Source organism: Streptomyces sp. NPDC002868 (genome assembly GCF_055563295.1).
In genome coordinates this window covers 23,828-36,213 of sequence record NZ_JBVHDR010000016.1, presented here as the reverse complement: position 1 = coordinate 36,213, position 12,386 = coordinate 23,828, and the positions used below count along the sequence as shown (strand labels likewise).

10 protein-coding genes are annotated in these 12,386 nt (G+C 69.1%); 8 read left to right on the top strand and 2 right to left on the bottom strand.

Annotated elements, in window-relative coordinates; genetic code table 11:
- Positions 1 to 153: 153 nt before the first annotated feature.
- The 4 genes from ACZ3H8_RS33930 (at position 154) to ACZ3H8_RS33915 (ending at position 4,483) form a co-directional block, all read left to right on the top strand.
- Complete coding sequence (locus ACZ3H8_RS33930; protein WP_467408288.1) at positions 154 to 657, top strand: hypothetical protein; 504 nt, start codon at positions 154 to 156, stop codon at positions 655 to 657.
- A complete protein-coding gene (locus tag ACZ3H8_RS33925; protein WP_467408286.1) occupies positions 654 to 1,355 on the top strand; it encodes a cupredoxin domain-containing protein in 702 nt (233 codons plus the stop codon). Before ACZ3H8_RS33930 ends, ACZ3H8_RS33925 begins: the two co-directional genes overlap by 4 nt.
- Before the next feature lie 959 nt (positions 1,356 to 2,314).
- Entirely contained in the window at positions 2,315 to 3,454 is a 1,140-nt protein-coding gene (locus tag ACZ3H8_RS33920) for a type 1 periplasmic-binding domain-containing protein (RefSeq protein WP_467408283.1), read from the top strand.
- A gap of 222 nt (positions 3,455 to 3,676) precedes the next feature.
- Positions 3,677 to 4,483 carry an alpha/beta fold hydrolase gene (locus ACZ3H8_RS33915; protein ID WP_467408282.1) on the top strand — a complete coding sequence of 269 codons (807 nt, stop codon included), beginning with the start codon at positions 3,677 to 3,679 and terminating at the stop codon, positions 4,481 to 4,483.
- Positions 4,484 to 4,514: 31 nt separating this feature from the next.
- Here the strand turns inward: ACZ3H8_RS33915 and ACZ3H8_RS33910 are convergent, their stop codons facing one another.
- Entirely contained in the window at positions 4,515 to 5,363 is an 849-nt protein-coding gene (locus ACZ3H8_RS33910; protein WP_467408280.1) for an ABC transporter permease, read from the bottom strand.
- A gap of 5 nt (positions 5,364 to 5,368) precedes the next feature.
- On the bottom strand, positions 5,369 to 6,322 hold the full coding sequence (locus tag ACZ3H8_RS33905; RefSeq protein WP_467408277.1) for an ATP-binding cassette domain-containing protein: 954 nt from the start codon (positions 6,320 to 6,322) through the stop codon (positions 5,369 to 5,371).
- 505 nt (positions 6,323 to 6,827) lie between these two features.
- Here ACZ3H8_RS33905 and ACZ3H8_RS33900 point away from each other — a divergent pair.
- The 4 genes from ACZ3H8_RS33900 (at position 6,828) to ACZ3H8_RS33885 (ending at position 12,359) form a co-directional block, all read left to right on the top strand.
- Positions 6,828 to 8,561 (top strand): fatty acyl-AMP ligase, encoded by a 1,734-nt coding sequence (locus ACZ3H8_RS33900; RefSeq protein WP_467408276.1) that lies wholly within the window; start codon positions 6,828 to 6,830, stop codon positions 8,559 to 8,561.
- An 82-nt stretch (positions 8,562 to 8,643) separates the two neighbouring features.
- The gene (locus ACZ3H8_RS33895) at positions 8,644 to 10,344 is read left to right on the top strand and encodes an acyl-CoA dehydrogenase family protein (RefSeq protein ID WP_467408274.1); all 1,701 of its coding nucleotides are present in this window, start codon (positions 8,644 to 8,646) and stop codon (positions 10,342 to 10,344) included.
- A complete protein-coding gene (locus tag ACZ3H8_RS33890; RefSeq protein WP_467408273.1) occupies positions 10,341 to 12,077 on the top strand; it encodes an acyl-CoA dehydrogenase in 1,737 nt (578 codons plus the stop codon). The genes ACZ3H8_RS33895 and ACZ3H8_RS33890 overlap by 4 nt, the downstream gene beginning before the upstream one ends.
- 12 nt (positions 12,078 to 12,089) lie before the next feature.
- Complete coding sequence (locus tag ACZ3H8_RS33885; protein ID WP_467408271.1) at positions 12,090 to 12,359, top strand: acyl carrier protein; 270 nt, start codon at positions 12,090 to 12,092, stop codon at positions 12,357 to 12,359.
- The last annotated feature ends 27 nt before the right edge of the window (positions 12,360 to 12,386 follow it).

The following is a 12,386-nucleotide window of genomic DNA, read 5'->3' as shown; positions in this document are numbered from 1 at the left end:
AGGTTTACGTGGTGTGGTAAACCCCCCCCGGATTGGCCCCCCCGGGTCCTCCCCAACCCCCGTTAGTTTTGCGGTGGGGCGGGCCGGCCGAGTCACAGTCGGCCGGCCCGCCACCCCCGCCATTGTCCCTCCGCCGCCGACAGAGGTGCCCGGATGACGACCGAAACCCTGCCCCTGCCCCCAGTTCCGCAGTCCGCCGACGGCCCGCGCCGGCTTCCCCGCCCCGGCACCTACACCGCCGAGACCGATCGCTGCATCGTCGAACTCACCGCCCGCTACGGCCCGTTCGTCACCATGCGCCGCCGCCTCACCGCATCCGACGCCACCCTGACCGTGCCCGCCGACGCCGAGGGCTGCGCCCTACGCCTGGAGCTCACCGGCGGACCGCTGCGGCGCTCCGCACTCGTCTTCGAAAGCGACCACGGCGAACCGGCCGACGACGGGTCCCGACTCGTCTGCCCCGGCCGGCTGACACTGCGGGACACCCTCCCCACCGACCTCCCGCTGCGCGTCGTCGAGTGCACCGCCGAGCGGCTGCTGGTCACCGGCACCACACAGGTCCCCTACCGTCTCCTGCGCGCCGCCACTGGTTTCGCGCTGCCTCGTACCCGTCCCGCAGACCGGCTGCGTCTGCTCGTCGCCGCGGAGTTCACGTGACCGTCCCCCACACGACCACCATCCTGCTGCGCGCCCTTGCGGCCGGCATGCTCCTGGTGGCGACGGCTCTCATCGGCCTTCCGTCCACCGCAGCCCACGCCGCAGGCCAGTACCAAGTCCGCATGTCCGGCTACACGTTTACCCCGCGCGCCCTCACCATCACCGCTGGGTCCACCGTCACCTGGACCAACCAGGACACCGCACCGCACGACGTCAAGACCACGTCCGGTCCGCAGTCCCTCCACTCCCCGATGCTCGACAAGGGAGGCAGCTGGAGCCACACCTTCACCAGCCCTGGCACGTACCGCTACCTCTGCACGGTCCACCCCGACATGACGGGACAGCTCATCGTGAAGGCGGCTCCGAGCCCGTCGGCCACCCCGTCGCACACGCACGAGCACAAGCCCACCGCGCAGCACCAACACGCCGAGAGGTCGGCCGCCGCACCGCCCGCCACTCCCCGCAGCAGCACCCGCCCGCCTTCCCCGTCCGCAGCCGACCCGACGCCCTCCGCCGCCTCATCCGCACCGGCCCAGGCACAGGCCGCCCCCGACACCCAGCCCGCCGCCACCGCCGCCCCCCTACGGCCACTGCTGCTCCTCACAGGAGCCGTCGCCGGAGTCGCGGTGCTGTGCCTGCTCCTGGTGGGCTCCCGCTCGGCCGCCGCACGCCGGACGGAAGGGAGCGAAAACGTGTGAGCCACCTGGTGGTCGTTGTCATTCGGGATGTGAAGCAGGCGCCCCTTGCGAGCGCCGGGGAGCCGAGGGCGGGGACGTGACGGCCAAGATTGTGCCCGCCATGTGATCCAACTCTACGCTTGCGTATGGCAGTCAAGGGGAATAACCCTTGCTTCTCAGGGGGAACAAGGGGGGCCTGCTCATGACTGCGGGGGATCCGCAAAGCCGTATTCCGGCATATCCGGGCGTCGAGCGCTTCATCGACGCGTTCGACAAACTGGTCGTACAGCCGCGGCGCAGCCGCAGCAGAGTACCGGTCGTCCTGCTCAGTGAGCCGGGCGGCGGCAATGCGGGACGCCAGATCGTCGCGGGGCTCCGCTCACGGATGCGCGGCCGCAGTGAGGTCCTCGCCCCGCACGCGTACATCCCGCAGATCCCGGACGGGACCGACCCGCCGCCGCTCGAGCTCTTCGAGCATCTGACGCTTCAGCTCGCCGAGACCATGCCGCCCGGCACCGGTGAACTACGGCTGCACAGCTACCGGTTGCTGCGCTCCGTCGTCACCGCGCCCGCCATCGAAGGACTCATGGAGCGCCGCCACGCCGAGCTGCGCAACCACTGCTACGCGGAGCACCGCAACTGGTCCCGTACCGCCCAGACCCTGTGGTGGCTCGGCGGCCGCGACCAGGCCAGCGGCGGCACGCTGCTCGAGCTGCTGTGGAACTTCATCGCAGGCCCGCTCTTCCAGCGGCTGCCGCGCGCCTTCTACGGCTGGCGCGCCAACCGCCGCATGCTCGGGCGGGCCCGCAGCCGCAGCTGGTACGCGGAGTGGGTGCGCCGTCAGCACGGCAGCCCGCCCACCGACTTCTTCCGCTCCGCGCTCGACCTCGTACACGGCGAGCCGGCTGCCGAGCACTCCGGCCACCTCGGCGCCCGGACCCCAGGGGCGCGGGTCGTCGCCGGGCCGGCCCGCGAGCTCCTTGTCGACCTCCTCGTTCTGCCGCTCGATCTGCTGGAGCACGGCCCGTACGGCCTGCTCCATCGCGGGCGTCGTCGGTTTCGGGCAGAGCCGCCGCAATACGTACGACGCGATACGCACCCTCGACAAGGCCGGCATCCCGATGGTCGGCACCTCCGGCACCGCCGATGAACTCCTCCGCCAGGGCGAGCACTACTACCAGACGGCCCCCACCGATGCGCGAGCCGCCGAGCTGATGGCAGCGTTCGCTTCGAGCGCCGGGATGACGACGGGCGGGCAGAAGGCGCGCCGGGTGAGTCTCGTCGCCGACGCCACCGACGCCTACAGCAACAGCCTTGCCGCGTCCTTCCGTGCCTCGTACGGGCCGGGGCGCACCGACGTACTCCTCTACACCCCCACCGACGCACCCGAACCGGGGCCGGTGCCGGGTGCGCTCGGCGGGCGGCCCGTGCCGACCGTGGAGGACCTGGCCCGCGAGATCTGCCGTGCCGTGAGTGAGGAGCCGCGGACGGCGGTGGTGTGGTCGGCGCGGGCCAGCCAGTTCCAGCTGTTCCTGGCCGAGATCGCACGTATCTCCGGCGACTGCCCAGAGATCAGCGTGCTCGGCGGCGACGACGTCACCAACACGCTGACGGAAGAGCAGCGCCCCTGGGACGGCTTCAAGGGCCTCACCCTCTTCTACGTCTCGCACGGCTACGCCCCCACGCTGGCGGCACGGAGCCCGGAGGCCGCGGCCTTCCTCGCCGCGTACGACCGTGCGTACGGCGGCGACCACAGCGCCAGGACGAAGGCCATGCGTGAGGACGGCCATGTCGCGCTCGCCTGGGACGCGTTGCGCTATCTCGCCGAAGGCATCGACCAGGCCTGGCGCACCACCGGCGGCCATGACGACCGCCTCGACCGCGGGCTGCTGCAAGGCGTGCTCTACCAGGGCCTGGGCGGCGGGGGCTTCGACGGCGCCACCGGCCGTATCGACGCTCACGGCGCGGCGGGCGGGGGACGGCTGACGGAGGACAAGCTGCTTGCGGTCCTCCGGGGCAGCAGTGCCGAGCCGGCGACCGAGCTGCTGTGCGGCACGGTGGCGCGCGGCGATGAACGCACCAAGTGGGGGCCGAAGGGCGAGGAGCACCCGTGCCCGTAACCGCGTCGGCTCACGCGGGGCCCGGCTCGTGAACAATGCCGAAATCATCGTTGCGCGTACGAGCGGGCAAGCGGGTCGACACCGCCCTACGGCATGACCATCGCCAATTTCTTCTTGCAGCACACGGCATCCGCTGCACGACCGCTCGCCAGGAAATTGACGCGCCATAAGCGATCAACTTAGGCTCTGGGAAGAACTGTTCGGGAGAAACAGGAGGGGCGCATGGCCTGGGCAACCATAAATGGCATAAGGGTGCACTACGAAACGCACAGTGGCGGAAAGCCGGTCCTTTTGGTGATGGGCAGTGGCAGCCGAGGGCGAGTGTGGGATCTGCATCAGGTGCCCGCGCTCACTGCCGTCGGCTACCGCGTCATCACCTTCGACAACCGTGGCATTCCACCGACCGACGAATGCACCCAGGGGTTCACCATCGACGACATGATGGAGGACACGGCGGCGCTCATCCGTACGCTGGGGATCGGCCCCTGCCTTGTCGTCGGCACCTCCCTGGGGGCCCAGATCGTGCAGGAACTGCTACTTGCACACCCCGAACTGGTAGAGAAGGCTGTCCTGATGGCCACCCGCGGGCGGGCCGACCCGATGCGCAGGGCCATGGCCGAGGCGGAGATCGCGCTCTACGAGTCGGGGGTGCGGCTGCCGCCGCGCTATGCCGCGGTGGTCCGGGCCACGCAAAATCTCTCGCCGCGCACGCTGGCCGATCCGGGCCGGGCCCAGGACTGGCTGGAGTTGTTCGAGTTGTCCCGGCCGACGGGACGAGGCGATCGCATTCAGCTGGATTTCTCCGCCATGGCGGACCGCCTCTCCGCCTATCGCGCAATTTCCCGGCCGTGTCGCGTGATTTCCTTCTCGGACGACATGATCACGCCACCCGGACTGGGAAGGGAAGTCGCAGAAGCCATTCCGGGCGCCACGTTCGACCTCATCGAGGGATGCGGGCACTACGGTTATCTGGAGGACCCGGAAACCGTGAACAAGAGCATCATCGAATTCTTCCGGCAGGAAGGCTGATGCAGCCGCCCCGCCGGTGGGCCCCCGCCGGTCAGCGGGTGAGCGGCCGCCTGAAGCCACGGACCGCCACCCACATGCCGACGGCGCCGGTAAGCAGACTGGTGGCAACGGCACCGAACACAGCGTCACCCACCGGCCAGTCCAGCGCCAGCGCGCGGGTGGCGTCCACGGCGTACGACACCGGGTTCACCAACGCCACGGCCTGAAGCCATCCCGGGAGCGCCGCCACGGGAACGTATGCGCTCGATGCGAACATCAGCGGGAAGAGCGTCAGTCCGCTGATGCTCTGCATGATCCTCGCGCTGCGCACCCACGCGCCCAGCGCGATGAAGACCCATGTCAGCGCGGTGATGACGAAGAGCGACAGCAACAACGCCGCCGCCACCCCCAGCAGGCCGCCGGCCGGACGGAAACCGAAGAAGAGCGCGGCGAACCCCAGCAGAAGGACGATCTGGGCAGCGGTGCGCAGCACGTCGGCCACGGCGCGCGCGACGAGCACCCATTGCAGATCGACCGGGAGGGCGCGGAACCGGGTCAGCACACCGTTGTCCATGTCCCGGATGAGTTCCGAGCCGGATCCGACCGCCGAGGTGATGCCACTGGTGACGAGGATCGCGGGCATCAGGTAGTCGATGTACGTAACTCCCGCAGGGAAGTGCCGGGGATTGGCCATGCTGCCGAAGACCTCGCTGAAGATGACCAGCAGGATCAGCGGCTGGAGGAGGGTGAGCGCGACGAGCCTTCGGTCGATGACGATGCCTCGCAGAGCCCGCCCGGTGAGCACCGCGAACTGGATCGCCGCACCGGCGGGACGCCAGGGTGCGGCTGCTTCTGACGCGACGACCGAATCATTGCGGTCAGCGGGGGCCGTGACGGCCATGACGGTTACCCTTTCGGGGAGCAATGCGGAACGGAGACAGTGGACTTGCTTGCCAGGGAGAGATAGACGTCGTCCAGTGACGGCTCCGTCAGCGAGAGGCCGGTTACGTGCACCGCCGCCTCCTCGATGGCGCGTACGACGTGGACGAAGTCGGTGAAGTCGGTGACCGGCACGCTGACGGCACCATCCTGCGGGGCCTCCACTGCGGAGAGGCCGGACCGGCGCAGCGCCGCGGCCACCTCGGTCGCGTCACCGCGTCGGGTCACCGACAGATGAGCGCGGCGCTCACCGACCCTGGCCTTCAGCTCGGCCGGGGTGCCGGCCGCCACGACCTTGCCCTCGGAGAGTACGGCCACCTGGTGCGCAAGGCGTTCGGCCTCCTCCAGATACTGCGTGGTGAGCAATACGGTGGTGCCGTCGGCCACCAGCAACTCGACGCGCTCCCACAGGGCGATACGGCTCGCCGGGTCGAGTCCGGTGGACGGTTCGTCGAGGAAGAGCACCCGCGGACGGCCGACCAGACTGACGGCCAGGTCCAGCCGCCGCCGCATCCCGCCCGAGTAGGTACGGCAGGACCTGTCGGCGGCGGCCGTCAGTTCGAACGCCTCGAGCAGCTCTTCGGCACGGTTGCGGGCCTGGCGCCGGCTCGCCCCCAGCAGGCGTCCGATGAGGACCAGGTTCTCGCGGCCGGACAGCTTCTCGTCCACAGAGGCGAACTGGCCGGTGAGCCCGATCCGTTCGCGCACCTTCCGGCTCTCGCGCACGACGTCGTGCCCGGCGACTGTGGCGGTGCCGCCGCTGGGCGGCAGCAGAGTGGCGAGGATGTTGACCAGGGTCGTCTTGCCGGCGCCGTTGTGGCCCAGCAGGCCCAGTACGGTGCCCTCCTCCACCTGGAGGCTCACTCCGCGCAGTGCGTCAACCCCGTCGTACGACTTGGCAAGATCCGAAGTACTGATCATAAATGTGGCCACATCCCCCATCGGGCAGCGGAAGTACGCAGAACCGGCACAGGAGGTGGGCCGACATGGGGCACGCGTGGACTCACAAGGCGTAGCCGGCCCGGATTCCGAATGCGAATACTCCGTGAATCACGAGTACGGATGCCTTCGCTGAATACGCATCCTTGGCCTGCGACAGTTGGGCGATCCGCCCGAACCTAGATCACACCTCCTTGAGGCGTCAAGAAAGCTCCCCCCGTGTCTCAATGTGATCGGCGCGTGTCTCAATCGCATCGACCGTGCGGAGTGCGTCATTCCGATTCCCCCCTCCATCACCTTACTTTCGTTGACTTGATCACAACCAAAGTCAGTTGACCTTGCCTCAGGAGGTAGCGTTCCATGTTACCTGTGGGGCCAGTGAGCAACGCGTCCTGCATGACGAACGGGCTTGACTCTCACGAGAGCCCATGCCTAAGGTCAACAGACCAAGATCAAACTACGCTCAAAAGTCCACGGGGGACTCGTCTTGCTTTACGCACACTTCGCGGAAGCGATTCTGCACAACGTCACTGAACATGGCTCCAAAACGGCCATCACTTTCTTATCCGATTTCGATGCCGATGACGGTCGAATATCCCTGACCTACGAGGAACTCGACCGCAAGGCCCGCGCGGTCTCCGCCGCACTTCTCACTCGCTGCTCGCCTGGCGACCGCGCGCTGCTGCTGTACCCGGAAGGGGTCGACTTCACCACGGCCTTCGTCGGCTGCCTCTACGCCGGTGTCGTGGCCGTGCCTTCTCCGCTGCCCGGGCGGTATCAGCACCACCAGCGCCGGGTGACAGCCATCGCGACCGACGCGCAGGTCTCCGTGGTTCTCACCGACTCTCGCAGCCTGCCCGACGTCGGCGCCTGGGCCGAGGCCGCCGGCCGCGAACGCGAGGACGTACTGGTCACCGACCTCCTCGACACCCCGCCACTCGAGGTGGCCGAGCTGCCGGCTCTCGACCGCGAAACACTTGCTCTGCTTCAGTACACCTCAGGCTCCACCGGTGATCCCAAGGGTGTTGTCCTCACCCACGGAAACCTGCTGCACAATGCCGACTCCCTGGGGCGGACCTTCAACTTCGACCACACCGCGCGATTCGGGTCCTGGATTCCGCACTATCACGACATGGGCCTTATGGGCATCATCCTTCCGCCCCTTGCCCTGGGCGGCTCATGTGTACTGATGAGCCCTGCGAGCTTCATTAAGCGGCCGCACTGGTGGCTGCGTATGATAGACGAATTCGATATCACCTTCTCCGCGGGCCCCAACTTCGCCTACGAATTGTGCAGCCGGAAAGTCACCGACGAACAGCTCGCCACACTCGACCTGTCCCGCTGGAAGTACGCCTGCAACGGATCGGAACCGGTACAGGCCGCCACTCTCACGGCCTTCGGCAAGCGTTTCGCCCCTGCCGGACTGCGTGCGGAAACCCTCACGCCCTCGTACGGAATGGCCGAGGCCACCGTCTTCGTTTGCAGTTCGGTTCGGCGTGAACCGGTCCTGCGCCGCTTCGACGAGGCGCAGCTGTCCGACGGCGCGCTCCTTCCCGTGGACGCTCCGCAAGCGGGCCGGGAACTGGTCTCCTGCGGCCTCCCCACCGACTTCGACCTGCGGATCGCCGATCCCGTCACCGGTGCCGCGGTCCCCGCGGGGACGGTCGGCGAGATCTGGTTGCGCGGCCCCAGCATCGGCCGGGGCTACTGGAAGAAGAAGCAGGCCACCGAGCAGATCTTCCACGCCGACGGAGGCTTCCTGCGCACCGGGGACCTCGGCGCCGTCCTGGACGACGAGCTCTTCGTCACCGGCCGGATCAAGGAGATGCTGATCCTTCGGGGCCGCAACCTCTACCCGCAGGACATCGAGTACGAGGTCCGCAGCCTCCACCCCCAGCTCCAGAGCCTGTTCGGCGCCGCTTTCACCGTGCCCGTGCAGGATGAGGACGGCTTGGAGGAAGAGCTCCTCGTCCTCGTGCACGAGCTCCGCGGTAAGCCCGGCGAGGAGGAGCTGGAGCAGCTGTCCGCCTCGATCCGGCGCTCCGTCTTCACGGAGTTCGGAGCGCACCTCGCGGGCCTCGTGCTCGTCCGCCGCGGCACCGTGCCACGCACCACCAGCGGCAAGATCCAGCGACTGCAGACGCGTGACATGTTCCGCACCCGAGCCCTGCAACCGCTGTTCGCCAAGCTCGACCGCAAGCTCGAGCAGGCCGTCTCCTGACGTCCATGCCGCCACTTCGAAGAGCGGCATTCCACGCGAGACGCATTCATCAGCTCAGCCACCGCATCCCGAGGGATCCATTGTGCTGCACGACTCCGTAGGCGTACTCGACCAATTTCTCGACCACCCCGGCACAGGCGCACCGTTCGCCGACGCAGCGATGTCCGAACTCGACCACGAGGAGGCGTTCCCCGACGAAGCATGCGCGGCGCTCGACGCCTTCGGCCTCTCCTCCTACTACGTGGACGCCCGCCACGGCGGCCGGCTGCACGACATGGTCGAGCTGGTCCAGCTGCAGCGCACCGTCGCACGCCGTGACCTGACCGTCGCCGTCGCCCATGGCAAGACCTTCCTCGGCTCGGCGCCCGTCTGGATCGGGGGTTCCCCCGCACAGGCCACCCTCCTGGCTGAGGCCGTGTGCGACGACGCCGTCGTGTCCTGGGCGCTCACCGAGCGCGACCACGGCAGCGATCTCCTGTCCGGACAGGTCACCGCCCGCCATGAGAGCGGGGGTTGGCGGATCGACGGCGAGAAGTGGCTGATCAACAACGCCACGCGGGGCCGGTACGTGTGCGTGCTCGCCCGTACGGCGGAGGCCGGAGGGCCGCGCGGCTTCAGCCTGTTCCTGGTCGACAAGGACCAGCTGGCCCCCGGTACGTACCGCGAGCTGCCGAAGGTACGGACGCACGGCATCCGGGGCGCGGACATCAGTGGCATCGCCTTCGACGGCGCGGTCGTCCCGGACGACGCGCTCGTGGGAGCGGTCGGCAGCGGCATCGAGACGGTCCTCAAGTCCCTTCAGCTGACCCGCACCGTGTGCACCGCTCTGTCACTCGGGGCCCTCGACCACGGGCTGGCCGTCGCCGCCCACTACGCCATCTCCCGCAACCTCTACGGGCGTTACCTCGCCGACCTCCCGCGCATCCGCCGCGTCCTGGGCGAGGCCTCCGCCGCCCTGGTGGTCGCGGAGTCGGTCACCACTCTGGCCGCCCGCAGCATCCACACGCTCACCCCCGAGCTCAGTGTGGTGTCCGCCGTCACCAAGGCGTTCGTGCCGACACTCGTGCAGGACACCCTCGACCGGATCTCCGAACTCCTCGGCGTGCGCGGCTTCCTGAGCGAGACTTACCTGGACGGCTCGTTCGCGAAGCTGGAGCGGGACCACCGGATCGTGGCGGTCTTCGACGGCAGCACTGCCGTCAACCGCAACCTGTTGATCGACCACTTCCCGGCGCTCGTCCGCGCCTGGCGGGCCGGTACAGGCGATCGTGGCGCGTTGGCGCGGACCATGCCCGGCGCCCCCATCGCCCCCTTCGATCCGGCCCGTCTGAGGATGCTGTCGACCGGCGGGTGCAGTCTCGTACAGCTGCTGCCCGAGGCCGCCCGCCGTCTCAAGGACGCCGCTGAGGAAGGCACCCTGCCGTGGGAGGCGTCGCAGATGGCCGACGAGCTCGGCGCGGTCGCGAAGTCGGTGCACGCAAACATGGAGAACCTGGAGCGCACCCCCAGGGACGTGCCGCAGGCCGCCTTCGACCTGGCCGCGGAGTACGAGCTGTGCTTCGCGGGAGCGGCCCTGGTCCACCTGTGGCTCGACAGCGCGCGTACCCCGTACGACAGCCTGTGGCTGCGGGCCGGACTGGCCCTCGTACTGGGCCGACTCGGTTTCAAGGTCGACGAGACGCGCGCCGAGGCGTTCGACCAGCTGGCCGATCAGCTGCTGCGGACCGACGGCCGTATCCCGGCCGCCCGGTCGGTGCAGCGCGCGCAGGGGAGCATCCTGTGACCACCGCGCCCGCCGCACCCGCCCTGCCCTCCCGGCTGTACACCCTCGACCGGCTGCTCGGCGACCCCGTCGACCCGGCGAACCCCCTCGGCCGCACCGCCGTACTCGCCGCCGACGAACGGGGCGAGATGTTCTCGGAGGGTGAGGCCGCCCTGCATGAGTACGGTCTGAACGCCGAGTTCGTGCCCGCCGCCTTCGGCGGACGGCTCACCCGTCTCGATCACCTCGTTGACCTGATGCGCACGGTCTACCGGCGTGACCCCTGCCTGGGTCTGGGATACGGCGCCAGCTCTTTCATCGCGGGCGTCAACATCTGGACCGCGGGCAGCGACGAACAGTGCCGGGCCGCCGCCGCGCACCTGCTGGGCGGCCGTCGCGTGGCAGTCGCGTATCACGAGCTGGCCCACGGCAACGACATGGCGCGCACCGAGTTCAGTGCGCTGCCGAGCGGCGACGGACGGCTTCTCCTCAACGGCCGCAAGGAAGTGATCACCAACGTCCAGCGTGCCGAGGCCGTGGTGGTGTTCGCCCGCACCTCGACCGCGCCTGGCAGCCGCAGCCACTCGCAGGTGTACGTCGACAAGTCCCGGCTCCCCGCCGGGCGGACCACCTACCTGCCGCGGTTCCGCACCACCGGCATGCGCGGTGTGCAGCTCGGCGGTGTGGAATTCCGCGACTGCCCGCTGCCCGCCACCGCCGTGCTCGGCGCCGAGGGGCGTGGGCTGGAGACCGCCCTGCGCTCGTTCCAGGTCACCCGCACCACGCTGGTCTCGATGTCCACGGGCATCGTCGACACCGCGCTGGAGACCACGCTTCGCCATGTACGGGGCCGCCACCTGTACGGGAGGACGGCCGCCGACATCCCGCACGTCCGCTCCGTGCTGACCGGGGCATTCTCGGACCTGCTTACCGCGGACTGCTTCGCGACCGTCGCGACCCGCGCCTTGCACCTGCTGCCGTCCGAGACGGCGATCCATGGCCAGGCCGTGAAGTACTTCGTGTCCAAGGCGCTGATGGATGCCATGAACCGGCTCTCCTCGGTCCTCGGGGCCCATTTCTACCTGCGCGAGGGGCCTTCCGCGATCTTCCAGAAGATGCTGCGGGACATCCAGCCGGTGGGCTTCGGGCACGCCGCGCGCGCGGCCTGCCAGGTGTCGCTGCTGCCGCAGCTTCCCCTGCTGGCCCGCCGCTCCTGGCTCGGGGACGCCGTCGCGCCCGCGGAGCTGTTCCGGCCGGGTGCCGACCTGCCGCCGATGGACTTCCGCAAGCTGGCTGTCACCGCCGGCGGCCGCGAGAGCCTGAGCACCACGCTCGCCGCCGCTCTCGCCGCCATGCCGGGGGGCGAGGGCCGCGCGTTCACCGCCCTGCGCGTGCACGGCGAGCACTTCTCCCAGGAGCTCGTCCGGCTGGCCAGGGAGTGTGCGGTGCTCTCGGCCGGCGAGCTGTCCGTCGCGGCGAGTTCGTACACGTACGACCTGACCACCCGCTATGTGAACGTCCTGGTGGCCGCCGCGTGCTTCGAGACCTGGCGTCAGGCCCGGCTCACCGGCGACCCGTTTCTGTCGGATCCCGTGTGGGCGGCCGCCGCACTGCACCGGCTGAACGGCCCCCTCGGCGGGCCGCCCCCCAGTCTGCCGCCGTACCTCGAAGGCCCGCTGTGGGAGCGGCTGCTCGAGCGATTCGACCAGTCCCAGGGCTTCGGGCTCATCCCGAGGCGCACTGAATCAGCCTGATTGGAGAAGAAGATGGAAAAGTCGCTGATCAAGGACGACACGGAAACCATGCGCGACTGGCTCGTGGAGCGGGTCGCGGAGCATCTGCGGATGTCCCCCGACGAGATCGAGCCGGACGTGCCGCTCAGCGAGTACGGGCTGGACTCGCTCTACGCGCTGTCGGTCGCGACCGAGATCGAGGACCACATCGGGCTCGCCGTGGATCCCACGATGATGTGGGACAACCCCACGGTCGACGCGCTCGTCGAGGCGATCTCCGTGCAGCTCTCCCGCTCAGCCTGAGCAATAACCGCCCCAGCAAGAACGCCG

Excerpts from the sequence above, each read along its gene's own strand:
- ACZ3H8_RS33930 (WP_467408288.1), top strand. The coding sequence starts at position 154 with ATGACGACCGAAACCCTGCCCCTGCCCCCAGTTCCGCAGTCCGCCGAC.
- ACZ3H8_RS33915 (WP_467408282.1), top strand. The coding sequence starts at position 3,677 with ATGGCCTGGGCAACCATAAATGGCATAAGGGTGCACTACGAAACGCAC.
- ACZ3H8_RS33910 (WP_467408280.1), bottom strand. The coding sequence starts at position 5,363 with ATGGCCGTCACGGCCCCCGCTGACCGCAATGATTCGGTCGTCGCGTCA.
- ACZ3H8_RS33905 (WP_467408277.1), bottom strand. The coding sequence starts at position 6,322 with ATGATCAGTACTTCGGATCTTGCCAAGTCGTACGACGGGGTTGACGCA.
- ACZ3H8_RS33885 (WP_467408271.1), top strand. The coding sequence starts at position 12,090 with ATGGAAAAGTCGCTGATCAAGGACGACACGGAAACCATGCGCGACTGG.